Origin of the sequence: Pseudomonas putida, from assembly GCF_028682175.1 — a bacterium.
Classification (GTDB): Bacteria; Pseudomonadota; Gammaproteobacteria; order Pseudomonadales; family Pseudomonadaceae; genus Aquipseudomonas; species Aquipseudomonas putida_AD.
The window spans coordinates 20965-46272 of the sequence record NZ_JANHKS010000004.1; the positions used below are offsets into that span (position 1 = coordinate 20965).

Below are 25308 nucleotides of genomic sequence, written 5' to 3' on the forward strand. Positions count from 1 at the left end.
CACCTCGTAGCCAGTTGTGCCGATGAATATCCCTAATCTGATTACCGTATTACGTGTCCTGCTGATTCCGATCTTCATTCTGTTGTTCTACCTGCCTTATCACTGGAGCTACATGGCAGCCAGTTCGGTGTTCGCGCTGGCCGCAGCCACCGACTGGCTCGACGGCTACCTGGCCCGCCGCCTGGAGCAGAGCACACCGTTCGGCGCGTTCCTGGATCCTGTGGCCGACAAGCTGATGGTGGCCGTCGCCCTGGTACTGCTGGTGCAGGCTCACGCCAATTTCTGGCTGACCATGCCCGCCGCCGTCATCATCGGTCGCGAGATCGTGATCTCGGCATTGCGCGAATGGATGGCCGAAATCGGCGCACGCGCCCAGGTCGCCGTGTCGAACCTGGGCAAATGGAAAACCGCCGCGCAGATGCTGGCGCTGGTGGTCCTGCTGGCCAACCCGCCAGCCTTTACCTTCTGGGTGGTGCTCGGCTACATCCTGCTCATGGTCGCGGCGGGGCTGACCCTCTGGTCGATGCTGCAATATCTGCGCGCCGCATGGCCGCATCTGCGCACGACCGCAGAAGAAAAATAAGTTTTTTTAAATCAAAGGGTTGACGGCGTCATTTGAATCTATAGAATGGCGCCCACACCAAGCGGGAATAGCTCAGTTGGTAGAGCACGACCTTGCCAAGGTCGGGGTCGCGAGTTCGAGTCTCGTTTCCCGCTCCAGTTTGTAACGCGTTCAGTGTCAGTTGTAAGGGTACTGTACGTTTGGGGCCGAGTAGCAAAATGGTTATGCCGCGGATTGCAAATCCGCTTACGCCGGTTCGATTCCGACCTCGGCCTCCACATTTAAAACCCGTAAGATCAACGTCTTACGGGTTTTTTTGTGGGCGGCATTTCGGCCATCGTTTCCGCAACTTTGGTGATCGTTTCCGCAACCCCCTTCTATTTGGTTGGACTGACAAGCTCCCCAACACGCCTGTAGACGTCTCTCGTGATTTTTTCATTTGAGTGTCCTAGCAGCCTGCTTGCTTGGCTGAGATCCTCGATTTCCGATGCCGCCTTCGGTCGAATATCCCGAAACTGGAACGCTCTGATCTTGGCCGCCAGGTCACTATCAACGTCAACAGTAGCCTGAGCTACAGCCTTATGTCTCGCCTCGACCCACCGATTGCTCATCATGGCCATGCTCATACGCAGACCCGATGTGTTTGTGATGAGCCTTGCGGGTATTCCGACCGGATCTGGCGAAAACGCCAATCGTGGTGCTCTCCACTGACGATGGCTGTGTGATCGCACGCAGCTACGACGCCAAGCCGTTCGTGAAGATGGGGCAACCGTATTTCCAGATACAGGATCAACTTCGGCGTAATGGTGTGGTGGCGTCCAGCAGCAACTATGCGTTCTACGGCGATATCAGTGAGCGCGTGATGTCAGTCATCGAGTTGATGGTGCCGGCCACCGAGATCTACTCGATTGACGAGTGCTTTGCCGATCTGACTGGCATTCCCGGCGACCTTACTGAGTTTGGACGCGCGATTCTCACATGCATCCACAAGGACACCGGCATCCCGGTTGGAGTAGGAATTGCTCGTACCAAGACGCTGGCGAAGCTGGCGAACCACACCGCGAAGCGCTTGCTGGGCCAGACCGGCGGCGTGGGCGATATCTGTGACCCTTTCAAGCGTGATTGTACCCTGCGTAACACTGAAGTCGGAGAGGTCTGGGGCGTGGGCAAGCGCATGAAGGCGCATCTGGAAGTGCTGGGTATCAAGACGGCAATGGATCTGGCGAAAGCCGACGCCTGGACGCTACGACAGGAGTTCAGCGTGGTCATCGAGAAAACCGCGAGGGAACTGGCTGGCACGCCGTGCCTGGAGCTGAGCGAGGCCGATCCTCCGAAGCAGGAGATCTGCTGCAGCCGGATGTTCGGCAAGCGCGTGACCGATATCGAGCCCATTCGCGAGGCGGTGGGCACTTACACCCAACGTGCGACCGAAAAAATCCGCGCCCAGGGTTCGATGTGCAAGAAGGTCAGGGTGAGCACCCGCAACGGCATGTTCAACCTGGAGGAAGCCAAGTACGCCAACGGCGCGCTGTTCTTCATGAATCTCGAAGAAAATCCTGTGACGGCCAATGATCATCTGCGGTACTGCAGGATCTCTTATGAATAGGCAGCGAGCATGGAACTCCCAGCTAGCTTAGCCTGATGCCCAACCAAAAAAAGAGCTGTTATTAATGGTCTGGTAGGCACCATCACCATTGGGATGGGGGTAATCGTTTTGTATGAAAAATACGCAGGATTTGAAGTCGTCCTGATCGAACACGGTAGGGGATGAGGTAGGGGAAGGTTGGAACGGGCCACTCTCTTGTTCCGGCTACACGCCCGGTCCTTCCGCTGGCTGGGAATGTTGAGAGTTGATCCACGCTTGCCGCTATGGCCCTCACGAACTCTGAGGCGGCTTGGGGATTATCTTTCGCAATGTATGCAGCTTCATCATCCAGATTTTTTAAAGCAGTCCTTAGCCACTCAACCCGCATCGTTGGACCACTTCCTCAAGACCGCGTCTACTTCTTCGTCTGTGGCGAAATCGCCAGCATCCGCTTCTGCTACCGCTTTTTGGATTTCTGCGATTTGCCAGGCCTCTCGGCTCAGATACTCACGCAGAGCATCAATGGCCAGAAAGGATTTGCTTCGTCCTGTGGCTTTGGCGAGCGAAGCCAGGGTTTCAGCCAGTTCATCGGGTATGCGTAGCGACATCATCGACATGATTTCACCTTTGTATGAAAATGTATTACATAGCAATACTCTGCCATACGGTACGTATTTTTGCGACCTCGAAGTGTAGGTGGTTAAAGACCAATTAGTAACAAAACAACATTTGAAATCGCTTCTGCAACCCAACCCGCCTCCTTGAAAAAAGGGACGTCCAAGGGGTGGGAATTTTCTTGCCTGTGGAATGAAAAATCGTGTCACTGATTGAAATTGCTGATTTTAGTAGTCGGATTAGTCAGGTCGTTGAACGAGTCCACTGTGCATTTTTTGCTAGTCGCGTGCAGATCGTAAGTGCATTTGCTATACAGCTATACGATAGCTATACAGGATGTTAGCATCCAACTGCGATTTGCCCGTCACTGTGTCAATGGAAGGACACCCCCGTTGTGCCAAGTCACCAGCCATCTGTGTGCACGGCCGTGCAACACCCTGGAGAGGAAACCAGACCATGAACCAACCGTTAGAGCGTGAGAAACCCGTTCCAATCAACATGCGGGTCGATACCAGGAAAAGAAGCCTGATCGATGCTGCGGTTGAACTGCTCGGTACTGACCGGACCAGTTTCATCATCGACGCCGCTTGTAAGCGTGCCGAGGAGGTCCTGCTGGATCGCAGGCTATTTTTACTGGGCGATGAGGCGTTTGACCGATTCGAGAGGGCGCTTGCAGATAACCCGTTGGGGGGCAACGAATGCGTGAAGAAACTGCTCGCAAGGCCAAAGCCCTGGAGCTGAGCCCACCGGAAAAACTGAATGCGCTTCACATCACCGATGACTTCGACTGTGGTGAAGCTTCGATCAACGAATACCTGCGAGCCAAAGCGCTCAAGGCGCAGCAGGCGAAACACGCTATGGTTTACGTGGTCTGTTTCAAAGGTACTCACAACATCGCCGGTTACTACACGCTCTCCAATGGAGCAGTGGATCGTCGGCATGGCACAACCGCAAAGATGCGCCGTCACGCTCCAGATCCATTGCCTGTGACAATTCTTGGGAGAATGGGCGTTTCGCTAAGGGCGGGTGGATGTGGTCTGTCGCTCGCGCTGTTGGCGGACGCCATCGAACGCTGCATCGTAGCCTCCGAGATCATCGGGTCAGTCGCCGTGATTGTGCATCCCTTGAACGAAAGCCTTGTGACCTACTATGCCAGGCATGCAGGCTTCGTTCCTTGTCCTGAGCTTTCACCCATGACTATGATGCTTTCGCTGATGCAGTAGGGCCTTGATTTTGCGGAGCTTTTTTATCCGCATGAAATTTAGGTCCAGACGCATTTAGACGCCATTCAAGCTTGCTTCACCGGGTAGGGATGTATATATTCCCACCTCTTGTCGGCACCCACAGCTTATCAGTTGGGCTGCTCTGACAACGCACACGTGCTACCGCCCTGATGGTGAAATTGGTAGACACACCGGACTTAAAATCCGTCGTCCGAAAGGATGTGCCGGTTCGACTCCGGCTCGGGGCACCAATTGCGATTCCCAAGGGCGCTAAGTCCTTCTCAAAAAGCCCCGCTGGCCTATGCCACGCGGGGCTTTTTGCAATCAATGCTTACCAACTCCTCTCCTGCCTACGCGCAATGTTTAGTGCATTCACCAGCACATGTTGAGTTCGATTGCCCAGGTGATGTACCAATGTCCTGCCTGACACGGCCGTCAAGCAGGCCAAGCCGCGAAGGCCGGAACTGCCCAGTGAGGCGCGTCAGCCACTCGCGCCAACGATGCTCTCCCACCTGCTCCAGCGCTCTGAAAAGCGTGCGGGAGAGCTGGTTAAAGCTTTTGGAATCCAGAATGGCCGGCCTCGCCTGCGAGCGAGCATTCGATTCACTGAGCAGTCCGGCCCTAAAAGGCATTGATCAGCGGCTTGCCGGTGTCGCCACCTCGACCGCCGGGCCGAGCAGGTCGTAATACCGGTAGTGGTAATCCGATTCCTCGATTTTTCCGTCAATCTTCGCCTTCACGGCCTGGCTGAGGTGCCACTCGCGCATACGTCGCAGGCTCTGGACTTGGCGCTGAGATCTGTTGTTGAACGGCATGGGGCCTCCTTCTTACGTGCTTCGTTGAAACGCCTCAACTGTAAGCGCGTACAAGTGGCTTGACGACTGAACCATATGACTAATCCGGAAGTTTCGTGCTGCGAAGTGATTGAGGGGCTATGCCGACGCCGAGCCTTTCGGTGGAAAGACGCAAACCTGTCAGGCTCGACGAGGGTTTGGCGAGTGTTCGGCGTGGCAGGTTTCGATCAAGTACCAGTGCCTGGGCAATCTTGGGCAGGTGTCGCAACCTGTGAATTACCTTGGGTCTGGCACGCCGATGGCTTCCGCCCCGATGAGCAAAGAGGACTTCCAGCGCGAGCAAGTACAAAAGCTGACGCAGGAGAACGTCTCGTACGAGGAGTATCAGCGGCGGTACCGGATCATCATGGGGCAGTAGGGGGGGGCTTTGATTGTCCTCAGAGTCACTCCCCACCCACGCCACTCAACCGCTTCAACGACCACCGAATCACCCGCTCCTCAGTCGAAGGGCGGTCGGGTCGTACGGTGGTCATCTGATAGTCCATCTCCAGCCTGTCACCCACGAATCGGCCATCGAATGTCCGAATGTCGGTGAAGATCGTTTCGCCTGTCTTGCTGTGCACGGAGTCGCGGGACTGCGCTGTGATGCGGTCGCCTGTGCGAACGTAGCTAACCGGTGAATCGACGCCGGGCCCGTTGTCGTGGGTGTAGGCATCGAACTTCTTCAGCACCGCGTCGGGGCCTTCGACGGTGCGCCACCAGATGAAATGGTTATCGTCCTTGAACATCAGGTAGACGTGCCAGGGCACTCGCGCCGGCTGTTCTTTTTCGGCGTACCAGATCTTGTCTTTCACGCTTGAGCCGGGGGTGGTGCAGCCGCAGAGCATCAATAGCAGGAGTGCAGCGGTGGAAATCCGTTTCATGAATCTGTCCTTGGGTGGTTTGCGTGTATCGTCGGACCGCGTGGGCGGGAATTAGATCCCTGCCAACACTGCACGCAAGAATGGCGCTGTGCGGCTGGCCTTGGCCTTGGCGACTTTCTCCGGCGTGCCGCTGGCGACAATGTTGCCGCCCTGGTCGCCTGCGCCCGGGCCGATGTCGATCACCCAGTCACTCTGTGCGACGACGCGCATTTCATGCTCGACGACGATGACGCTGTGGCCGTTGTCGACCAGTGCGTTGAGTTGCACCAGCAGGCGGTCGACGTCGCTGGGGTGCAGGCCGGTGGTGGGTTCGTCGAGCACGTAGAGGGTGGCGCCGCGAGGGTTGCGTTGCAGTTCGGTGGCGAGTTTGATGCGTTGGGCTTCGCCGCCGGAGAGCTCCGTCGCGGGCTGGCCGAGGCGCAGGTAGCCCAGGCCGATGTCGCGCAGTACGGTCAGGGAGCGCAGCACTGCGGGTTGCTCGGCGAATACTTCCACCGCTTGATCGACGGTCAGTTGCAGGATCTGGGCAATGTTCAGGTCGTGCCAGCGTACGGCCAGTGTCTGCGGGTTGTAACGGGCGCCGTGGCAGGTCTGGCAGGGTGCGTAGACGCTGGGCATGAACAGCAGTTCGACGCTGACGAAGCCTTCGCCCTCGCAGACTTCACAACGACCTTTGGCGACGTTGAAGGAGAACTGCCCGGCGTCGTAACCGGCAGCCTTCGCATCGTCGGTCGCGGCGAACAGTTTGCGCACGTTGTCGAACAGTCCGGTGTAGGTGGCGAGGTTGGAGCGCGGCGTTCTGCCAATGGGTTTCTGGTCGACCTGTACCAGGCGCTTGATCGATTCAAGGCCGGCTGCGATGCGACCTGTTGTGGGTTGCGGCGTGTCGTCTTCCAGGCTCGGCTCTTCCTGGTCGTTGCTGGCATTGGTGCTGCCCAGTGCGGCGCCGACCAGTTCCAGCAGGGCCTGGCTGACCAGACTGGACTTGCCTGAACCGGAAACGCCGGTGACCGAGGTGAAGCAGCCCAGCGGAAACTCGGCAGAAAGGTCAGTGAGGTTGTTGCGGGTGATGCCTTCCAGGCGCAGCCATTGCCTGGCTTTGCGCCGTTCTGTGCGCAACTGGCTGTGCTCGGCGAACAGGTGCAGGCGGGTGCGTGAAGCCTCGATCTGTGCGAGACCTGCCGGCGGGCCGCTGTACAGCACCCGACCGCCATGCTCGCCAGCTGCGGGGCCGACATCGACCAGCCAATCGGCGCGGCGCATGGTTTCCAGATCGTGCTCGACCACGAACAGCGAATTGCCGCTGGCCTTGAGTTGTTGCAGTGCCGCGAACAGGGCTTCGCTGTCGGCCGGGTGCAGGCCGGCGGAGGGCTCATCGAGCACGTAGATTACACCGAACAACTGCGAGCCCAATTGTGTCGCCAGGCGCAGACGCTGCAGCTCGCCCGATGACAGCGTCGGCGTGCTGCGATCCAGCGCCAGATAGCCCAGGCCAAGGTCGGTCAGGGTGCTGACCCGCGCCAGCAAGTCCTGGGCGATGCGCTGGGCCGCCAGGCGTTTCTCGATAGACAGGCTGGGGTTGGCCGGGTCGTCGCAGGCGCTTTCCATGGCCACCGGACGCAGCACTTCGGCCAGGCGCAGCAGCGGCATCTGCGACAGCTCGCCGATGTCCAGCCCGGCGAAGGTCACTGACAGGGCTTCGCGTTTCAGGCGCTTGCCGTCGCAGAGCGGGCAGGGGCTGCCGCGCATGAATTGCGATACGCGCTTTTTCATCAGCGCGCTTTGCGAGTGGGTGAAGGTGTGCAGGACGTAGCGTCGGGCGCCGATGAATGTGCCTTGATAACTGGGCTCAAATTTACGCTTGAGGGCGGTACGTGTTTCTGCCGGTGTCAGGCCTGCGTAGACCGGAGCGGTGGGTTGTTCTTCGGTGAACAGAATCCAGTCGCGCTGTTTTTTCGGCAGATCGCGCCAGGGGATGTCGACGTCGTAGCCGAGGGTGACCAGGATGTCACGCTGGTTCTGGCCCTGCCACGCCAGCGGCCAGGAAGCCACGGCCCGCTGGCGAATGGTCAGGGAATCATCGGGCACCATGAGCTCTTCCGGCACCTCATAGACCCGGCCCAGGCCGTGACACTCAGGGCATGCGCCCTGGGGCAGGTTGGGCGAGAAGTCTTCGGCGTAGAGCATCGGCTGGCCGTCCGGGTACTGACCGGCGCGGGAGTAGAGCATGCGAATCAGGCTCGACAAGGTCGTCACACTGCCCACCGAGGAGCGCGTGCTGGGCGTTCCCCGTTGCTGTTGCAGCGCGACGGCCGGCGGCAGGCCTTCGATGGAGTCCACGTCGGGTACGCCGACCTGATCGATCAGGCGCCGCGCATAGGGCGCGACCGATTCGAAATAGCGGCGCTGGGCTTCGGCGTACAGCGTCGAAAACGCCAGCGATGACTTGCCCGAGCCCGAAACGCCGGTGAACACCACCAGCGCATCGCGCGGAATGTCGATGTCCACGTCCTTGAGATTGTGCTCCCGGGCGCCGCGCACTCGAACAAAACCGGGCAGGTCAGGGGCCACGGTGAAGGAAGCGGATGCTCGGGTGGCGTCGTCAGGCAGGTGTGGCGCAGTGGTCATCGAAGGGCCCAGTGTCGAAGGATTTCAGCAGGCAGCTTACCGGTTGAGTGGGCAGCGTGCAGGTTCATGTTTTCTTTTCGCTGGCTATTTGCAGTGCCTCGGCGGCCTGCAAGCCCTTGAGAAACCCGGCCAGTGCCGCCTCCTCAAGGCGTAGGCCCTTGCGTTGTCGCAGGCGGGGCAGTTTAGCCAGTTCGCCCACCACGAAGGCCTCCAGAACCGCCGGATGGATATAGCACTTGCGGCAGACGGCGGGGGTGTTGCCCAGCAGACGGGCGACTTCCTTGACCATGGCGACGATGTGCTTCTTGGCATCGGCCTCGGGCTCCCAGTCGAGTTTGCGCAGCGTGGCCAGGGCCATGGCGCTGCCGGCCCACGTGCGGTAGTCCTTGGCGGTGAAGTCGGCGCCGGTCAGGTCGTGCAGGTACTGATTGATGTCCGAGGAGCTGACGCTGTGGCGCTGGCCTTCGTCGTCCAGGTACTGAAACAGGTTCTGGCCGGGCAGCTCCATGCAGCGTTTGATGATGTTGGCCAGGCGCCGGTCGGTGACGCTGACCCGGTGCTCCACGCCGCTCTTGCCGCGAAATTCGAAGAGGATCTTGCTGCCGTGGACATCGACATGTTTGTTGCGCAGGGTGGTCAGGCCGTAGGAGCGGTTGTCGCGGGCGTATTGGCTGTTGCCGATGCGGATCAGGGTCTGGTCCAGCAGCGACACCACCGCCGCCATGACTTTCTCGCGGCCCATGCCGGGTGCGGCCAGTTGCGCTTCCAGTTGCTTGCGCACCTTGGGCAGCACCAGCCCGAAGGCGATCATGCGCGAGTATTTGTTCTCGTCGCGCACCTCACGCCAGCGCGGGTGGTAACGGTATTGCTTGCGGCCCCGGGCATCGCGACCGGTGGCCTGCAAATGCCCGCGCGGGTCGGCGCAGATCCACACATCGGTGTAGGCAGGCGGGATCACCAGAGCGTTGATGCGCTTGATTTCGGCCTCATCGCGGATGCGCTCGCCGTCGCGGTCGAAGTAGACAAACTTGCCGCGCAGGATCTTACGCGTCAGCCCCGGTTGGCTGTCGTCGACGTAGTGCAGATCCTTGGGCAGGTCTTCCCTGTAGGTGGCGTCGGGCATGGGCGGCAATCCTTGGGGCTGGTCTTAACGTTGACCATGCAGGGGCGCCGCAGTGCCGAGTATTCTTCAATCCGGTGGTGCTTCTGAAATCGCTCCCGCCGGCAAGCCGTGCTGCTACGGGGGGTCGGTAGCGGTCTTTACGCCAACAACGCCACCGACTTGATCTGCGCCCACAGCATTTGCCCCGGATGCAGTTGCAACTGATCCCGGGAATAGCGGGTGATGCGCGCCAGCAGCGGGGTGCCTTGGGCATCCAGGCGTACCAGCACGTGGGCGGTATTGTCGGCGGCGGCCTCGCTGACCACGGTAACGGGCAGGCGATTGAGGATGCTGCTCTGGCTGTCGGGTTGCAGGCTGAGGCTGACGTCGCGGGCCTGGACTTTCAGGCGCAGGGGCTTGTCTGCCTGCAGGGGCGCGTGGGCGACGCGGATCGTCAGGTCGCTGCCCGGCAGCTTGACGGTCACCAGGTGGTAGGCGCTGTCGTAGGCACTCACCGCGCCTTCGATGATGACCCCGGCGTCATCGTCCATCGCCAGGGGCAGGTCCAGCCGTGCCAGGGTTTCGCCAATCGGCCCACTCGCCAGCGCCTGGCCGTTGCTGAGCAGCACCAGATGATCGGCCAGCCGCGCCACTTCGTCCTGGGAATGGCTGACGTAGAGCATGGGGATATCCAGCTCATCGTGCAGCCGCTCAAGATACGGCAGGATTTCCCGCTTGCGCGGCGCATCCAGTGCGGCCAGTGGCTCATCGAGCAACAGCAGGCGAGGGCTGGTCAGCAGCGCGCGGGCGATGCCGACGCGCTGGCGTTCGCCGCCAGAGAGTTTGTCAGGCTGGCGCTCCAGCAGATGATCGATCCCCAGCAGTGTCGTCGCCTGTTCCAGGTTGACCTTGCGTTCGCCGGGGGCGATGCGTTTCAGGCCGAAGGTCAGGTTGTTGCGCACAGTGAGGTGCGGGAACAGGCTGGCTTCCTGAAACACATAGCCCAACGGGCGCTTGTGGGTGGGCAGAAAGATACCTTTGGCGCTGTCTTGCCAGACCTCGCCGTTGACGCGGATGAACGCTTGCGAAGCTTTTTCCAACCCGGCGATGCAGCGCAGGCAGGTGGTCTTGCCCGAGCCCGAGTGGCCGTACAGCGCCGTGACGCCGCGCCCGGGCAGGTGCAGATCGACGTCAACGGAAAATTCAGGAAAGTCCACTTTCAGGCGGACTTCGAGTGCCGTGTTCATGGGTCAGCTCCAGGCCGATTTGGTCTTGCCGCTGGAGTAGAGCGCCAACAGAACAAGGAAGGAGAACACCAGCATGGCACCGGCCAGCCAGTGAGCTTGGGCATACTCCAGGGATTCGACGTGGTTGTAGATCTGCGTCGAGACGACCCGGGTTTTCTGCGGAATGTTGCCACCGATCATCAGCACCACGCCGAACTCGCCCACGGTGTGGGCAAAGCCAAGGATCGCGCCGGTAATGAAGCCGGGGCGGGCCAGCGGCAGGACCACCGAAAAGAACGTGTCCCAGGGGCTGGCGCGCAGGGTGGCTGCGACTTCAAGCGGTCGCGGGCCGATGGCGACGAAGGCATTCTGCAGCGGCTGCACCACGAACGGCATGGAGTACAGCACCGATCCGATCACCAGCCCTGTGAAGCTGAAGGTCAGGGTCCCCAGGCCAATGCTCTGGGTGAACTGACCCAGCGCACCGTTGGGGCCGAGCAACAGCAATAGGTAGAAGCCGATGACGGTCGGTGGCAGAACCAGTGGCAATGCCACCACCGCGCCAATCGGTCCCTTGAGCCAGGACCGGGTGTGCGCCAGCCACAACGCGATGGGCGTGCCGACGATCAACAGGATCACGGTAGTCAGCGACGCCAGTTTCAGCGTCAGCCAGATCGCAGCGAGGTCGGCACTGTCCAGCGGCATTTACAGCTGGTATCCGAACGACTTGATAACGGCAGCGGCTTTCGGGCCCTTGAGGTATTCCATCAGCGCCTTGGCAGCAGCGTTGTCCTTGCCTTTGTTGAGGATGACCGCGTCCTGCTTGATCGGCTCATGCAGGTTGGCCGGGACGATCCACGCGGAGCCGCCAGTCAGCTTGCCATCCTTGTACACCTGGGACAGGGCGACGAAGCCCAGCTCGGCGTTGCCGGTCTGCACGAACTGGTAGGCCTGGGCGATGCTCTGGCCTTCGACGATTTTCGCTTTGGTGGCGTCGGTCAGGCCGAGTTTTTCCAGGACCTGAGTGGCGGCCAGACCGTAAGGCGCAGCTTTCGGGTTGGCGATGGACAGGTGCTGGTATTCGTTCTTCTTCAGGACTTCGCCCTTGTCGTCGACGTAGCCGTCTTTGGCCGACCACAGCGCCAGGGTGCCGACGGCGTAGGTGAAGCGCGAACCCTTGACGATCTCGTTCTCGCTTTCCAGTTTGGCCGGGGTGGTGTCATCAGCCGCCAGGAAAACCTCGAACGGCGCGCCATTCTTGATCTGGGTGTAGAACTGGCCGGTGGCGCCAAAGGAGGCGACCAGCTTGTGTCCGGTGTCCTTTTCGAAATCCTTGGCGATGGCCTGGATGGGGGCGGTGAAGTTGGCGGCGACGGCCACCTGGACTTCATCAGCGAAGGCACTGCTGGCCGAGAGGGCCGCAAAGGTGAGGGCGAGGGTGTTGAGGGTGACGCGAAGGGATGTGACGCGCATGGAACGGCTCCGTGTTGTTTTTTATGAAGTGATGACTCATGTCGGCCAGATACCGGCCAAACGCTATACACCCGAATATATAGCGAGTCATCACTTCAAGGAAGCCTGTTCTTTTGCGCATTCAATCAGTTGCGCTTTTCAATCAGTTTCGCAGGCCACCCAGTTTCTCCAGGGTTTGCACCGCCAACTGACGGGTCAGCTCCTCGGCAGGCAATTGGTGTTTGATGCCCACCGCCTGGCCAGCCCACAGGTTCATGAAGCCGTCGTTGCCCTGAGGCTCGGCCTGGGCGCGCAGCGGCATCAGTGCGCCGCCTGCGGTAGGGAAGGCCGGTGCAGCGGCGCTGATCGGGCCGATTTCGCGCATGATGCGGTTAACGATGCCCCGCGCAGGGCGGCCAGTGAACAGGTTGGTAACGGCGGTCTGGCTGTCCTTGGCATTGGCAAGGGCGGCCTGATGCAGCTTGGAGACCTTGGCCTCAGGGCTGAACAGATACGTCGTGCCCAGTTGTACGGCTGAGGCGCCGAGCATGAAGGCTGCAGCGATGCCGCGACTGTCGGCAATGCCGCCGGCAGCGATCACCGGCACGCTCACGGCGTCGGCAATCTGCGGTACCAGCGCCATGGTGCCGACCTGGGTGTAGAGCTGGTCACTCAGGAACATGCCGCGATGTCCGCCTGCTTCGTTGCCCATGGCGATGATCGCGTCGCAACCGCGTTGCTCCAGCCAGATCGCTTCGTCAACGGTGGTCGCCGAGGAGATGACGATGGCACCAGCCGCCTTGACCCTGCGTACGAAGTCCTCGCTGGGCAGGCCAAAGTGGAAACTGACGACTTCAGGCTTGAGCTCTTCGACCAGCGCGCAACTGGCCTCGTCGAAAGGCGCGCGGTTGGACTTGGGTGTCGGCGCGTCGAAGTCAGCGCCCAGCTCTTGGTAGTAGGGCTTGAGCAGTTGTTTCCAGGCCTCATCGGCCGCCGGGTTGGCTTGCGGATTCTGGTGGCTGAAGAAGTTGAGGTTCAGCGGCGCATGGGTCCCGGCCCGGATCAGCGCGACTTCTTCACGGATCTGCTCATGGCTGAGCATGGCGCAGGGCAGGGATGGCAGGCCGCCAGCCTTGCCGACGGCAATCGCCAGGGCCGACCCGGCGGCACCCGCCATGGGCGCGAGCAGGATCGGGACTTCGATGCCGAGCAGCTTGAGGATGCGGGTGTCAGGCCAGGCGATCATGGGCAGGTTCTCCGGGGCAGTGAAAGAGTGCAAATATGATTTGTGGTCATTTCAAACGTTCGGGTTGATTTAATAGACGGTCGGTCTAATATGCAACCCCATGAATGACATGATCGCAAAACCCAGACGCCCGGGGCGCCCCCCGAAAACCGCTCGCCCTGACGACTTCGATACCCGCGAAGCGCTGATCCGTTGCGGTGTTGAAGTGCTCACCGAGCAGGGCTTCATGGCCACCGGCATCGACGGCATTCTCAAGCGCGTCGGTGTGCCCAAAGGCTCGTTCTACCATTATTTTTCCAGCAAGGAAGTCTACGGTCTGGCCGTTCTGGACAGTTACGCCGGGTATTTCGCTCGCCGCCTCGACCGCTGGCTGCTCGATGAGACGCTGTCGCCGCTGGAGCGCCTGGCCGGTTTCGTCCAGCACTCGAAGGTCAGCATGGCGCGCTACGGGTACCGCCGGGGTTGCCTGGTGGGCAATATGGGGCAGGAAGTCACGGTGCTGCCCGAAGGCTTTCGTGATGCCCTGGAAACCATCTTTCTGGACTGGCAACGGCGCTTGAGCGCGTGTTTTGACGCAGCCATGCAGGCGGGTGAGTTGCCGCGCAGTGCCAACTGCGCGGAATTGGCCGCCTATTTCTGGATTGGCTGGGAAGGTGCAGTGTTGCGCGCGCGCCTGGTGCAGAACGACAGTCCACTCAATACCTTCATCGCCGGGTTCCTGCGCGGTCTGCCGCGCTGATATCACGGCCCTGTTTTTTAACGGATGGTTATAGACGATCGGTCTAAAAGGTAGGTTCATATGTTCAAGGCAATTCTGATCGACAAGGACGACGCCGGTTACAGCGTCAAACTCAGCACCATCGACGACGCGCAGTTGCCTTCCGGCGATGTGACCGTGAACGTGGCCTACAGCACGCTCAACTACAAGGACGCGCTGGCGATTACCAACAAGGGCCCGATCGTGCGCAAGTTTCCCATGGTGCCGGGCGTTGATCTGGCGGGAACAGTCGAGCAGAGCAGCGACCCGGATTTCAAGCCTGGCGATCAGGTGTTGCTCAACGGCTGGGGCGTGGGTGAGGGCCATTGGGGCGGCTTGGCGCAACGGGCGCGCCTGGAGGGCAAATGGCTGATCCCGCTGCCCGAGGCGTTCACTGCGTCGCAGGCCATGGCGATTGGTACGGCCGGGTACACCGCGATGCTGGCGGTGATGGCGCTGGAGAAGAACGGGGTAACGCCTGACAAGGGCGAGATCCTGGTCACCGGCGCCAACGGCGGCGTGGGCAGTTTCTCCATCGCGATTCTGGCGCGGCTGGGATATCGCGTGGTTGCCTCCACCGGCAGACCGGAGCAAGCCGACTACCTCAGGCAACTGGGCGCTGCCGAGATCATCGACCGGGCGACCCTGTCCGAGCCCGGCCGGCCTTTGGCCAAAGAGCGCTGGGCAGGGGCGATCGATTCGGTGGGCAGCCACACCCTTGCAAATATCTGCGCCAGTACGCGCTACCGGGGTGTGGTCGCGGCGTGCGGCCTGGCTCAGGGCATGGAGTTTCCGGCCACCGTTGCCCCTTTCATCCTGCGCGGCGTCACCCTGGCGGGAATCGACAGTGTGATGCGCCCCCGTCAGGACCGCATCGACGCCTGGGCGCGTCTGGCTACCGACCTGGATCGCGACGCGCTGGCATTGATTACTCAGGAAATCGGCCTGGAGGACGTGGTGCAGACCGCAGAGCGCCTGATGAAGGGCGAAGTACGCGGCCGGGTCGTGGTCAATCTGCAACGCTGACACCCTCAGCCGCTGTTGGCGATGCAATGCCGACCCGGGTCGACATCGTCGATGCGCAGCACCTCGATGAGGCTTGCAGCCGGGTGCAGCGGGTTGACGAGCAGACAACGGTTCTGCTCCATCGCCACCGACGGCAGGATCAGACCCAGCTGTTCGCGGCGCTCCAGCCACTGCGTGCCGAAATCCATGCTGGGCTGGTCCGCCGGCGACGCGTTCCAGCCCGCTGGCAGAGATTCGGCTGCGATGTGCTGGTACAGCGCCGGATCCTCGGGCAGTCGCAGGTGCATGAGTCTGAGAGGCAGGCGCGGCATCTCGCCGGCCAGCATGAACAGTTCCAGAGCACCTGCGGCGGGGCTCAGGCTGAGGTAGAGCGCGGGATGATCGGGAAGATTCCAGCGCCCGCCAATGACAGCCGGGCCCGCGCCGGACAGGTCGTGAATCTGCGCCGCCTTGCCGATTTTCCAGGCCAGCATCAGAGCACTCCGCCATGTTCCAGCGCCGCGAGCACACGGCTGGCCTGGGCGCCGCCGATTTCGGTCATGCACAACACGATGGGGATCTGGTCGTCCAGAGCCCGGTTGGGCGTCACCATCCAGCGTTGCGCGGCGTGTTGATCATCGAGGACTTCGGCCGCCCGGACAGCCAGGGCGGCGACCCGGTCCAGCCGTTCGGAGCCCACCAGGTCCAGCGGCCGGTGTTGGCGCAGGCGCCGCTCGAGGGTTGAAACCGAACTGCTGAGCAGCGCTTCGAGCTGGCCGTTGCTAAGGTGGAAGGCGTTGCGCACCGCCTTGACCCATCCCGGCGGGAAGCCGGTGCGCATATAGGCCAGGCGTTCGCTTTCGTTGCGGTTGTTGAGCTGGTCGGCGATCAGCCAGAATGCCGAGCTTGCCTCGTTGTTCACTGCTTGGGAGATGGCGGGCACTTGCGTAGTCCTCGATGCAGGTATCAAGAACACCGGACGTTACGCCTCTGTCAGGGTTTCTCAAGCGCCAAGCTGTTACAGGCATTTTCCCGTGCTTCGCGGTCCAGCAACTGGCGTTTGCGCTCCGCGCCCCAGCGATAACCCGACAGACCGCCGTCGCTGCGCACCACACGATGGCAAGGGATGGCCACGGCCAGGCTGTTCGCCCCACAGGCCTGAGCCACAGCGCGAAACGATTTCGGCGCGCCGATGCGCTGGGCAATCTCGGCGTAGCTGACCGTGCAGCCCGGTGGAATCTGCGCCAGGGCCTGCCACACCCGCTGCTGGAACGCCGTGCCTTGCAGATCCAGCGGCAAATCCAGGCCGATGCCCGGCGCTTCGATGAACCCGACCACTTGAGCGATTAGCCTCTCGAACTGCGCATCGCCGCCGATCAGCCGGGCGCTGTGGAACTGGTCCTGCAGGTCCTGCACCAGTTGGTTGGGGTCATCGCCCAGCAGGATTGCGCACACGCCGCGCTGGCTCTGGGCGACAAGAATCGCGCCGAGAAAGCACTCGCCCACCGCAAAATGAATATCGGCGTTGGCGCCGCCCTTGCGGTAGTCCGATGGCTTCATGCCCAGCAACTTGCCGCTGGTTTCGTAAAACCGGCTGTTGGAGTTGAAGCCTGAGTCATACATGACATCGGTGATGCTGGCCGACTGTGCCTGGGGCTGGACCAGTCGGCTGCGCACCCGATCAGCCCGGTTGGCGTTGGCCCAGGCCTTGGGTGTCAGTCCGGTTACGGCTTTGAAGATGCGATGCAGGTGCCAGGGGCTCATGCCCGATTCAAGGGCCAGTTCATGCAGGCTTGGAGGCTGGTCGGCCTGGGCGATCTGCCGACAGACACGCTCGACCAACGCGGCGTGCTGGCGGGCCAGATCGGTCTGGTCGGTGGCCGCGCGTTTGCTCGGACGAAAGCCTGCGGCCTCGGCCTGCTCGGCGCTGTCGAAGAACACCACGTTCTCGGGCCGAGGCAGGCGCGAAACGCTGCTGGGCCGGCAGTAGATGCCCGTGGTGCGCACGGCGTAGACGAATTGTTCGTCGGCGGCCGGGTCACGGGCGAGCACTGCGGCCCAGCGCGGATCGTGCTGGGTTTCGTGGGTTTTTGCGTTCATTGCTGGCTGTGGTTTGCTGCGTCCCATCGCTGTGTTACTCCGCATTGGTCCTGATGTGCCGCAGCTTAGCGCCGGTCGCCGGGGGTGAAACTCCGAGTCTTGCGCTCAAATTCAGGCCAGCATCGGTGGCAGGGTGCCCAACAGTGACACGGCGCCCAGCGCTGCGGCGCCGAACAGGCATTCCAGCAGCACGCTGATGCGAAGCCAGCCCAGGTTCAGCACCTGATTGCGCGCCAGTTGGCGATTGATGCCCGCCAGAACCAGCATGCACAGCACCATCGCGACCTTGACGCCCAGCACCAGGCCAAAGCCCGAGAGGGCCGGCGCAGGCCACAGCGCACCGCTCAGGGCGCGCACGTTGATCATCCCGGTGGCGACAATCAGCGCCACCAGGCCATAGCCGATGCCACTGAATCGCCCCAGCACGGCCCGCAGGTCCACCGTAGCAGAACCCAGGAGCAGCGTGGCCAGCATAATCAGGCCGCCGAGCCAGGTGGCGACACCGATCAGGTGCAACATCTGGTTGAAAATCAGCAGTTGCCCGGTAATGCCGTCATACATGGCCCCATGGCCGACCGGGGCCAGCGTCAACAGCAGCAGGCCGGCCAACAGCAGCGACAGCCGGGGCCGGTTGCGCAAGGCAAAGCCACAGAACACCAACAGTACGTTCAGCAACAGGTGCAGGACCCACACATGCCCGAAAAAAGTGTGGGTCAGGACCAGGGCGAGGGTGTGCGGGTCCGTTGCATCGTGCCAGCTATCGGTCATGTTGGCAGCGGTCAGCATCAGCCAGCTCAGCGCACTGAGCAGCGCCACCCCCGCCATCCAGCCCAGCGCCCGGTCAAGGCGCCGGCTTGCGGGGCTGGCTTCGAACGCTGGCAGGGCCCTGGTGAACAGCAGGTGGCGAAACAGGCCGATACCAAACAGTAGGAGGACTGCGCCGAAATGCACGAATCGACACAGGATCAATCCATCTTGCATGGCGTTATGGCGTCACCTTGAAGCGATAGGTGCCTTCGCTCTTATGGGTGTCGACCGACACCGCGTGCCATTCGACCTTGTACTTGCCCGGCGCGAGCGGCACCGCCGGGACGACGATCAGCACCTTCTTGTTGGCAGGGTCGGTGGCGACGCTCTGGGTCTGGATGATTTCGGTGCTTTCACCGGGGCCGTCGAGGCTGATGGCGACCTTGGTGAATTTCTCTTCCACGCCTTCGGAAAAATTCAGACGCAGTTCCTTGGGCGACGTGACCTCGCTGTCGGCGGCAGGCAACTGGCTTTCCAGATGGGCATGGGCGAAGGCGGAAGAGGTGGTGAGGCAGGCCAGCAGAGAGAGGCAGGAAAGGGCTTGCTTTACGCGATGGGCAGACATCAAGGGGACCTCTGGTTGTGCGGCAGCGTGTTGCAGCAACGTTCATGGCAGGAACCGATGGGCATCGATTCTCGAAATTCGAACGCTACTAGACCAGAAACGGACTGCCGACTCCAGTGAATCACCTCATTTGTCAGGCCGGCAGACCTTTCTGCGCGCTGCGGGCCATGATGCGCAGGTCTTCGTACGGGTTGCGGCCCACGATCATGAAGGCGTGAGTCTGGTTGGACCAGTACACCACATGCATGCCGGAGCGCTCCTCGCTGGTCAGCGAATCGGTGCCGCCCTTGGTGGTGGTGATGCATAGGGCCAACGGGCCATGGCGCGGGTCCAGGTAGGTCAACTGGCCGATCAGTACGCCTTCGTAGTCGAGAATCTGTGCGCGGCGGAATTCCGCGCCCGGCAGGGTTACCGCCGTAGCCGTCAAAGGCAGCCCCAGTTGATTGCCCACCGCACTGAGCTGGGCGCTGTGGGTGCGCTCGTCGAGGTTGAGGTTGTCCAGCGTCTGCGGGGTATAAAGCGCCATGTACTCCGCCACCGACGCACGCCAGCCGTCATCAGGCTCGGCATTCTGCCAGTTGAGAAACAGCCGGTCGGCGGCGATGCCGGCCACCACGAAGCTGGCCGCGGTGGCCAGGAAACCCCGACGGCTCATGGTTGCCCTGTGCTGTGGCGCTGCTGCAGGCGGCAGTGAATCGAGCATGGCCTGCAGGCGGTCGGTCGGTGCTTCCTTTAGCAGCGAGTCGAAGGCGTCCCGAAATGGCAGATCCCCGCCCTTGAGCTGGTCAAGGCGTTCGGCAACCGGCGCATCTGTGCGCAACCATTGATCGACGGCCTGGCGCTGTTCCCGGTCCAGTTCGCCGTCCAGATAGGCCACCAGCAGTTCGTCCGAAGGTGGGGAGTGCGCGTTGCTGTGAGTCATCGCCGTTCTCCTGTCGATTTATCCGACATGGCGCGTTGTGTTGCGGTTTCAGCCAGTTTCAAGCGTGCAGCGGCCAGCCGGCTCATCACCGTGCCGACCGGGATATGCAGAATCTCGGCAGCCTCTTTGTATGAAAGCCCTTCGACGTACGTCAGAAAGACCGTTTCCCGTTGTGCCTCGGGCAGGGCGTTGACGCGCTTGATCACCTGCGCCGCCAACACCTGATCCTGCGCCAGGGTTTCGCCGTCAAACGACAGTTCCTGCTCGGCATCGACGAAACCCTGGCCCTGACGCACCCGCTGCGAGCGGATTTCATTGAGCCAGATCGAATGCATGATCGAAAGCAACCAGCGGTCCAGGCGGGTGCCAGCCATGAACTGGTCGGCACGCTCCAGCGCCCGGACGCAGGTGGCCTGTACCAGATCGTCGGCCAGGTGCTTTTGTCTGGACAGCACTAACCCGTAGCGCCACAAACGTGGCAACAACTGGCCCAGTTCGCTTCGAAAATCAGCGTCTGTGGCTATAGCAGCCTCCCGAAATCTCGCCAGTGGTCTGGGACTCAGGTCTTGGGCGCGGCGGCAATTGCCGCAGCCAGGTCCTCGTATTCTTCACACGTCCTGCTGCACAGCGTTTCGATCGTGGCCAGTTGCTCCTTGGCCAGATCCACGCGCCCCTTGATCACATACGCTTCGCCCAGGTATTCGCGCACTTGCGCGTATTTGGGGTCCAGCGCGACAGATTTGAGGTAGTAGCCGATGCCCTCGTCGGTGCGGCCCAGTTTGCGCGTTGCATATCCACGATAGTTCAGCGCCTTGGCGGTGTCCGGATTTTTCAGCGTATCGAGCAGCGACAGCGCTTCTTCGTAGCGTCCGTCCTTGGCCAGGCGGTAGGCGTAGTCGGTGCGATCCTCATCGGAGGTCGCCTTGCTGGTCTGCATCGTGCACTTGTGGGTCTTGCTGTCCCACACCTGGCCTTTGGGGCAGTTGGGCTTGCGCGGTGCCTCATCGTCGCTGCCCCCGCCAGAGGCAAGGGCCTGGCCGCTCAGCAGCGCCATGGCCATGCAGGCGCCGACGAGCAATGTGCGGTAGCTGAAAGCGTGTGGGTAGCAGGTTCTCATTGTTGTCATGCTCCGTAACCAATCAGATCGGGAAAACTGCAGCAGCCATACATGAAACAGTCAATCGGTCCGGTTTATTCCCGGCATTTGAATCTTCAGCCTCGGATGTCGCCCCGTTGCCCCGGCAGCATGCTGCGCAAGGTGCTGTCGCCGACGATGTAGTGATGCCACAGCGCCGCGCCGGCGTGCAGACCGGCCAGCAGGATGATTGCCCAGGCAACGTTGTCATGCAGGCCGCCCAGGGTGCCGCGCAGATCGTGCCTGATGGCAAACGGTGCAGGGATTGGGAACAGCCCGAAAAAACTGAACGGCTCGCCTTGCGCCCAGCGAAACGCAAATCCCAGCACCACTTGCGCCACCAGCAGCAGGTACAGCGCCCCGTGGCCGAGGCGGGCCGCCAGATTGAGCGCCGGATGAATGTTGGTTGGCGGGCGATGAGTACCCAGCAGACGCCAGGCAATGCGCGCCACGATCAACACCGCCATAGCGATGCCCAGCGAGATATGCACCGATTGCAACCCTTTGCGCAGCGGCGTGCCTTTGGGCAGGGTTTCCCAGATGTGGGCACTGGCGAACATGAAAACCACCAGGGCGGCCGTCAGCCAGTGAAAGGCGCGGGTCAGACGGTCATAACGTTGAGAAACGGCACTGCCGAGGCCGGAAATCGTACTGTTCATGAAAGATCCCTGTGGGTGTCACGAAATGAACACCTCAGGGGGGAGGGTTATTCGCAAGGTTGCAAAGTATTTTGCACCGGTTGAATCTTCCGGTACGACGCAGCCCCTGTAGGAGTGAGCTTGCTCGCGATGCTCTGTGCCAGACGACGCAGAATTGCCGCCTCGACGAGAGCTATCGCGAGCAAGCTCACTCCTACAGGTAAGCGGGGGATTTCAGGTTGTTGAACTAAGCTGGCAACTGTGTTAGTTCAGGGTGAATTAACCGGATAGTGCAGCGAACATGAACAATAATTTAAAAATAAAAAAAGCCACCGCACTGACGTGAGGTGGCTAAAAAGTCTTACCAAAGGAATGATGAAGTGGAGCATGATTCGATTGCCTGATGCTGCGGAGTCATCAGGCGATAGAGCCAACTGCCTCATCGCCGACAACGGTAACACCGGTTCGGCGCATCTCACTATTATGAAGATCGATAGTGACTATCACCCCTCATTTATCAACCGCCCGGCTGAAAAATGCTAAAAGTTTTTCGCGTCGGGGGAGCAACCCCGCTAGAACGGGGCGTCCAGCGCCTCATGAAACAATAAGGAAATGGGCTGAAAGCCTGTAGTTTTGCCGTGTTTGTCAATACGGTTCGATGTATTTAGCCCATCTGCCATAGCGCGTATTCCACACGTTTCGAACTTCGCCTGAATTCAGGGGGATGCCCCGTATTCCGGGTTCGCGGAACGTTGGGCCATAATTGAGACAGGGGATAATAATGACCTTCGTAAAATGGAATCTGGTGACGCTCGCGGTGTCGCTGGGCGTCAGTCAACTGGCATCGGCGGGTGTTGTCAGCGACCAGTCCGAAGCCAAGGGGTTTGTCGAAGACAGCAGCCTGACCGTGCATCTGAAGAACTATTACTTCAACCGCGATGGCAAGAACGGCGGTGGCGACCGCAAGGACTGGACCCAGGGTGTGCTGGGCAATTTCAGCTCCGGTTTTACCCAGGGCACCGTCGGTTTCGGCGTTGACGCCTACGGCTACTGGGGCATCAAGCTGGACGGCGGTGCGGGAACGGCGGGCACCGGTAACCTGCCGGTCGACCGCCACGGCGACCCGGAAGATGAATACGGCACGGCGGGCGGTGCCATCAAGATGCGGATTTCCAAGACAGAACTGCGCTACGGCGACCTGATGCCTGCCGCGCCAGTCTTCGCAGCGGGTGGTTCGCGCCTGTTCCCGCAAACGGCCACCGGCTTCAACCTGTTGAGCAGCGATATCGCCGGACTGGAACTCGATGGCGGTCACTTCACCGGCGGCAACGGCCCGGTCACCACCAACCATGATCACGATATCTATGCATCCTATGCTGGCGTTACGGCATCTAGCATCGATTATGCGGGCGGCAAATACACCTTCAACGACAACTTGACCGCCAGCCTCTATGGCTCGAACCTCAAGGATGTCTGGGATCAGTACTACGGCAATATCAATTACACCCAGCCGATCACCAGCGATCAGTCGCTGAACTTCGATTTCAATATCTACCGCACCAACGATGCCGGTTCCGCCAAGGCCGGGGATATCAGCAACACCACCTGGTCGCTGGCAGCGGCTTATTCATTCCTCACCGCGCACACAGTGACACTTGCGTACCAGAAAGTTCATGGCGATACCCCCTTCGATTATGTGGCTTTCGGGATTAACGGCCCGGGCGATACTGCCGACTCGATCTTCCTTGCCAACTCGGTTCAATATTCGGACTTCAACGGCCCGGGCGAGAAGTCGTGGCAGGCCCGATATGATCTGAACATGGCCAGTTATGGTGTTCCGGGGCTCAGTTTCATGGCGCGTTACATCACCGGTGATGATATCGACGGCTCGCACATGCCAGCCAACAGCACCTACGTGAACTACGGCTACGGCGATGACGGCAAACACCACGAGACTGATATCGAGGCCAAATACGTGGTTCAGGCAGGCCCTGCCAAAGACCTGTCGCTGCGCTTGCGCCAGTCTTTCCACCGCGCCAACGCCGATCAGGCTGAAGGCGATAACAACGAATTGCGTCTGATCGCCGATTACCCGATCAACGTGTTCTGATCGTCTGCAGGCAAACGAAAACGCCAGGCATCTGCCTGGCGTTCTTGTTCGTGCATCCGGATCTCATTCAGGCTTGTGATCGCCACGGATCGAGAAGTTGGACATGTGTTCCAGCCCCTTGATCAGCCCCGAGTGATCCCAGCCGCTGCCGCCCAGCGCCGCGCAGGTGCTGAACACTTGTTGCGCGTTGGCGGTGTTGGGCAGGTTCAGGCCCAGTTCGCGGGCGCCTTCCAGCGCCAGGTTCAGGTCCTTCTGGTGCAGGGCGATGCGGAAACCAGGATTGAAGGTGCCTTTGATCATGCGCTCGCCGTGCACTTCCAGGATCTTGGAGGACGCGAAGCCGCCCATCAGCGCTTCACGCACCTTGGCAGGATCGGCACCGTTCTTGGAGGCGAACAGCAGCGCTTCGGCCACCGCCTGAATGTTCAGGGCGACGATGATCTGGTTGGCAACCTTGGCGGTCTGGCCGTCACCGTTGCCGCCGACCAGGGTGATGTTCTTGCCCATGGTCTGGAACAGGGGCAGGGCGCGGTCGAAGGTGCCCTGGTTGCCACCGACCATGATGCTCAGGGTCGCAGCCTTGGCGCCGACTTCACCACCCGATACCGGGGCGTCGAGGTACTGCGCGCCGGTGGCGTTGATTTTCTCGGCAAATGCCTTGGTCGCCGAAGGCGAGATCGAACTCATGTCGATCACCACCTTGCCTGCGCCAGTGCCTTCGCTCAGGCCGTTCTCGCCGAACAGTACGTCGTTGACCTGCGGGGTGTCGGGCAGCATGACGATGATGAATTCGGCTTCCTGAGCCACTTCGCGCGGGTTGGCCAGCACCGTTGCGCCGCCGGAGACCAGCGAGGCGGGCGGTGCCACGAAGTGTTTGGACAGGAAGAGTTGATGGCCTGCCTTCTGCAGGTTCTCTGCCATGGGCAGACCCATGATGCCGGTGCCGATAAAGCCGATGTTCGCCATGAGATGTTCCTCTTTTTATGTCTTGTTAGCACTTGTAGGAGTGAGCTTGCTCGCGATTGCGGTCTGTCATCGGGCATTGATGTGACAGACCAATCGCTATCGCGAGCAAGCTCACTCCTACAGGGCTTGGTGTTAGATCAGGTTATGGGTCTTGAGCCAGCCAAGGCCCGCTTCGGTGGTGGTCAGCGGCTTGTATTCGCAACCGATCCAGCCGCGGTAACCCAGCTTGTCCAGATGCCCGAACAGGAAGCCGTAGTTGATCTCCCCGGTGCCCGGCTCATGCCGGCCCGGGTTGTCCGCCAGTTGCACGTGACGGATCACCGGCAGGTTTTTCTCGATGGTGCGGGCAAGGTCGCCCTCCATGATCTGCATGTGGTAGATGTCGTACTGCAACGACAGGTTGCGGCTGCCGACCTTCTCGCGGATGTCCAGGGCCTGGGCCGTGGTGTTGAGGTAGAAGCCGGGGATGTCGAGGGTGTTGATCATTTCCATGACCAGATCGATACCCTGGGCCTGCAGCTTGTCAGCGGCATACTTGAGGTTGTCGATGAAGGTCTTTTCGATCAGCGCATCATCGAAACCCTGTGGCTTGATCCCGGCCAGACAGTTGACCTGGGTGTTGCCCAGCACCTTGGCGTAGGCAATGGCCAGATCGACACCGGCGTAGAACTCCTCGACGCGGTCCGGATGGCAGGCAATCCCGCGCTCGCCTTTGGCCCAGTCGCCAGCGGGCAGGTTGAACAGCACCTGGGTCAGGCCGTGGGCATCGAGTTCGGCCTTGATCTGCGCCGAGCTGAAATCGTACGGAAACAGATACTCGACCCCGCTGAAACCGGCGTTGGCGGCCGCTTCGAAGCGTTGCAGAAAGTCCTGCTCGGTGAACAGCATGGACAGGTTGGCGCATAAACGTGGCATGGGTGGCTCCTTGTTCTGGCTCGTGCGAGCGG

General features: G+C 60.9%; 28 protein-coding genes, 3 tRNA genes and 1 pseudogene. 11 read left to right on the plus strand and 21 right to left on the minus strand.

The genetic code is table 11. From position 1 onward, the window contains the following. Nucleotides 1-22 precede the first annotated feature (22 nt). From pgsA to NPS29_RS04235, 4 genes and pseudogenes are all read left to right on the plus strand, one after another. Nucleotides 23-583, plus strand: a complete 561-nt coding sequence (pgsA, locus tag NPS29_RS04215) for a CDP-diacylglycerol--glycerol-3-phosphate 3-phosphatidyltransferase (RefSeq protein ID WP_274130917.1) — start codon at nucleotides 23-25, stop codon at nucleotides 581-583. Nucleotides 584-644: 61 nt separating this feature from the next. Further along, nucleotides 645-720 (plus strand) — tRNA-Gly (locus NPS29_RS04220). 46 nt (nucleotides 721-766) lie between these two features. Further along, nucleotides 767-840, plus strand: a tRNA-Cys gene (locus NPS29_RS04225). Nucleotides 841-1217: 377 nt separating this feature from the next. Continuing rightward, nucleotides 1218-2123, plus strand: a pseudogene (locus NPS29_RS04235) (Y-family DNA polymerase); the annotation flags it as partial. Nucleotides 2124-2250: 127 nt separating this feature from the next. On the opposite strand, the gene NPS29_RS04240 reads toward NPS29_RS04235, so the two are convergent. Continuing rightward, nucleotides 2251-2535, minus strand: coding sequence for a type II toxin-antitoxin system RelE/ParE family toxin (locus NPS29_RS04240; protein ID WP_274130918.1), 285 nt, complete (start codon nucleotides 2533-2535; stop codon nucleotides 2251-2253). Next, nucleotides 2525-2764 carry a CopG family ribbon-helix-helix protein gene (locus tag NPS29_RS04245; RefSeq protein ID WP_274130919.1) on the minus strand — a complete coding sequence of 80 codons (240 nt, stop codon included), beginning with the start codon at nucleotides 2762-2764 and terminating at the stop codon, nucleotides 2525-2527. The genes NPS29_RS04240 and NPS29_RS04245 overlap by 11 nt, the downstream gene beginning before the upstream one ends. A gap of 454 nt (nucleotides 2765-3218) precedes the next feature. Here NPS29_RS04245 and NPS29_RS04250 point away from each other — a divergent pair, with 454 nt between their 5' ends. The 3 genes from NPS29_RS04250 to NPS29_RS04260 all read left to right on the plus strand — a co-directional run bounded on the left by NPS29_RS04250 (nucleotide 3219) and on the right by NPS29_RS04260 (nucleotide 4236). Continuing rightward, nucleotides 3219-3503, plus strand: a complete 285-nt coding sequence (locus NPS29_RS04250; RefSeq protein WP_274130920.1) for a DUF1778 domain-containing protein — start codon at nucleotides 3219-3221, stop codon at nucleotides 3501-3503. Beyond that, nucleotides 3461-3985, plus strand: coding sequence for a hypothetical protein (locus NPS29_RS04255; RefSeq protein ID WP_274130921.1), 525 nt, complete (start codon nucleotides 3461-3463; stop codon nucleotides 3983-3985). The genes NPS29_RS04250 and NPS29_RS04255 overlap by 43 nt, the downstream gene beginning before the upstream one ends. 164 nt (nucleotides 3986-4149) lie before the next feature. Next, a tRNA-Leu gene (locus tag NPS29_RS04260) sits at nucleotides 4150-4236 on the plus strand. 384 nt (nucleotides 4237-4620) lie between these two features. Here the strand turns inward: NPS29_RS04260 and NPS29_RS04265 are convergent. Next, nucleotides 4621-4800 (minus strand): hypothetical protein, encoded by a 180-nt coding sequence (locus NPS29_RS04265; RefSeq protein ID WP_274130922.1) that lies wholly within the window; start codon nucleotides 4798-4800, stop codon nucleotides 4621-4623. 109 nt (nucleotides 4801-4909) lie between these two features. Between NPS29_RS04265 and yecR the strand changes: the two genes are divergently transcribed. Beyond that, complete coding sequence (gene yecR, locus NPS29_RS28805) at nucleotides 4910-5197, plus strand: YecR family lipoprotein (protein WP_425312437.1); 288 nt, start codon at nucleotides 4910-4912, stop codon at nucleotides 5195-5197. A gap of 25 nt (nucleotides 5198-5222) precedes the next feature. Here the strand turns inward: yecR and NPS29_RS04270 are convergent, their stop codons facing one another. The 7 genes from NPS29_RS04270 to NPS29_RS04300 all read right to left on the minus strand — a co-directional run bounded on the left by NPS29_RS04270 (nucleotide 5223) and on the right by NPS29_RS04300 (nucleotide 13356). After that, nucleotides 5223-5702, minus strand: coding sequence for a hypothetical protein (locus NPS29_RS04270; protein WP_274130923.1), 480 nt, complete (start codon nucleotides 5700-5702; stop codon nucleotides 5223-5225). A gap of 51 nt (nucleotides 5703-5753) precedes the next feature. Next, nucleotides 5754-8330 (minus strand): excinuclease ABC subunit UvrA, encoded by a 2577-nt coding sequence (locus tag NPS29_RS04275; protein WP_274130924.1) that lies wholly within the window; start codon nucleotides 8328-8330, stop codon nucleotides 5754-5756. A gap of 64 nt (nucleotides 8331-8394) precedes the next feature. Continuing rightward, entirely contained in the window at nucleotides 8395-9453 is a 1059-nt protein-coding gene (locus tag NPS29_RS04280) for a DNA topoisomerase IB (protein WP_274130925.1), read from the minus strand. A gap of 137 nt (nucleotides 9454-9590) precedes the next feature. Continuing rightward, a complete protein-coding gene (gene modC, locus NPS29_RS04285) occupies nucleotides 9591-10679 on the minus strand; it encodes a molybdenum ABC transporter ATP-binding protein (protein ID WP_274130926.1) in 1089 nt (362 codons plus the stop codon). A gap of 3 nt (nucleotides 10680-10682) precedes the next feature. Next, complete coding sequence (gene modB, locus NPS29_RS04290) at nucleotides 10683-11363, minus strand: molybdate ABC transporter permease subunit (RefSeq protein WP_274130927.1); 681 nt, start codon at nucleotides 11361-11363, stop codon at nucleotides 10683-10685. Then, nucleotides 11364-12131, minus strand: coding sequence for a molybdate ABC transporter substrate-binding protein (modA, locus tag NPS29_RS04295; RefSeq protein ID WP_274130928.1), 768 nt, complete (start codon nucleotides 12129-12131; stop codon nucleotides 11364-11366). A gap of 142 nt (nucleotides 12132-12273) precedes the next feature. After that, nucleotides 12274-13356, minus strand: coding sequence for an NAD(P)H-dependent flavin oxidoreductase (locus NPS29_RS04300; protein WP_274130930.1), 1083 nt, complete (start codon nucleotides 13354-13356; stop codon nucleotides 12274-12276). 100 nt (nucleotides 13357-13456) lie between these two features. Here NPS29_RS04300 and NPS29_RS04305 point away from each other — a divergent pair, with 100 nt between their 5' ends. Further along, nucleotides 13457-14095, plus strand: a complete 639-nt coding sequence (locus NPS29_RS04305; RefSeq protein WP_425312438.1) for a TetR/AcrR family transcriptional regulator — start codon at nucleotides 13457-13459, stop codon at nucleotides 14093-14095. Between the two features lie 60 nt (nucleotides 14096-14155). Further along, the gene (locus NPS29_RS04310; protein ID WP_274130931.1) at nucleotides 14156-15139 is read left to right on the plus strand and encodes an MDR family oxidoreductase; all 984 of its coding nucleotides are present in this window, start codon (nucleotides 14156-14158) and stop codon (nucleotides 15137-15139) included. Between the two features lie 5 nt (nucleotides 15140-15144). Here the strand turns inward: NPS29_RS04310 and NPS29_RS04315 are convergent, their stop codons facing one another. The 9 genes from NPS29_RS04315 to NPS29_RS04355 form a co-directional block, all read right to left on the minus strand. Continuing rightward, nucleotides 15145-15612, minus strand: a complete 468-nt coding sequence (locus NPS29_RS04315) for an RES family NAD+ phosphorylase (RefSeq protein ID WP_274130933.1) — start codon at nucleotides 15610-15612, stop codon at nucleotides 15145-15147. Further along, nucleotides 15612-16061 carry an antitoxin Xre/MbcA/ParS toxin-binding domain-containing protein gene (locus tag NPS29_RS04320; protein WP_274130935.1) on the minus strand — a complete coding sequence of 150 codons (450 nt, stop codon included), beginning with the start codon at nucleotides 16059-16061 and terminating at the stop codon, nucleotides 15612-15614. The genes NPS29_RS04315 and NPS29_RS04320 overlap by 1 nt, the downstream gene beginning before the upstream one ends. A 50-nt stretch (nucleotides 16062-16111) precedes the next feature. Then, complete coding sequence (ada, locus tag NPS29_RS04325) at nucleotides 16112-17218, minus strand: bifunctional DNA-binding transcriptional regulator/O6-methylguanine-DNA methyltransferase Ada (protein ID WP_274130937.1); 1107 nt, start codon at nucleotides 17216-17218, stop codon at nucleotides 16112-16114. A gap of 111 nt (nucleotides 17219-17329) precedes the next feature. Continuing rightward, nucleotides 17330-18199 carry a copper homeostasis membrane protein CopD gene (gene copD, locus NPS29_RS04330; RefSeq protein ID WP_274130939.1) on the minus strand — a complete coding sequence of 290 codons (870 nt, stop codon included), beginning with the start codon at nucleotides 18197-18199 and terminating at the stop codon, nucleotides 17330-17332. Nucleotides 18200-18203: 4 nt separating this feature from the next. Beyond that, nucleotides 18204-18590 (minus strand): copper homeostasis periplasmic binding protein CopC, encoded by a 387-nt coding sequence (copC, locus tag NPS29_RS04335; RefSeq protein WP_274130940.1) that lies wholly within the window; start codon nucleotides 18588-18590, stop codon nucleotides 18204-18206. A 133-nt stretch (nucleotides 18591-18723) separates the two neighbouring features. Next, on the minus strand, nucleotides 18724-19512 hold the full coding sequence (locus NPS29_RS04340; protein ID WP_274130941.1) for an anti-sigma factor family protein: 789 nt from the start codon (nucleotides 19510-19512) through the stop codon (nucleotides 18724-18726). Continuing rightward, complete coding sequence (locus NPS29_RS04345; protein WP_274131141.1) at nucleotides 19509-20006, minus strand: RNA polymerase sigma factor; 498 nt, start codon at nucleotides 20004-20006, stop codon at nucleotides 19509-19511. The genes NPS29_RS04340 and NPS29_RS04345 overlap by 4 nt, the downstream gene beginning before the upstream one ends. A gap of 65 nt (nucleotides 20007-20071) precedes the next feature. Then, nucleotides 20072-20572, minus strand: a complete 501-nt coding sequence (locus NPS29_RS04350; RefSeq protein WP_274131142.1) for a tetratricopeptide repeat protein — start codon at nucleotides 20570-20572, stop codon at nucleotides 20072-20074. 152 nt (nucleotides 20573-20724) lie between these two features. Then, nucleotides 20725-21306 (minus strand): cytochrome b, encoded by a 582-nt coding sequence (locus NPS29_RS04355; RefSeq protein WP_274130942.1) that lies wholly within the window; start codon nucleotides 21304-21306, stop codon nucleotides 20725-20727. A gap of 760 nt (nucleotides 21307-22066) precedes the next feature. On the opposite strand from NPS29_RS04355, the gene NPS29_RS04360 reads away from it, so the two are divergent. After that, nucleotides 22067-23395 (plus strand): OprD family porin, encoded by a 1329-nt coding sequence (locus NPS29_RS04360; RefSeq protein WP_274130943.1) that lies wholly within the window; start codon nucleotides 22067-22069, stop codon nucleotides 23393-23395. 63 nt (nucleotides 23396-23458) lie between these two features. Here the strand turns inward: NPS29_RS04360 and NPS29_RS04365 are convergent, their stop codons facing one another. Both NPS29_RS04365 and hyi read right to left on the minus strand, forming a co-directional pair. Further along, complete coding sequence (locus tag NPS29_RS04365) at nucleotides 23459-24361, minus strand: 2-hydroxy-3-oxopropionate reductase (protein WP_274130944.1); 903 nt, start codon at nucleotides 24359-24361, stop codon at nucleotides 23459-23461. Nucleotides 24362-24493: 132 nt separating this feature from the next. Continuing rightward, nucleotides 24494-25276, minus strand: a complete 783-nt coding sequence (gene hyi / locus NPS29_RS04370; protein ID WP_274130945.1) for a hydroxypyruvate isomerase — start codon at nucleotides 25274-25276, stop codon at nucleotides 24494-24496. Nucleotides 25277-25308 lie beyond the last annotated feature (32 nt).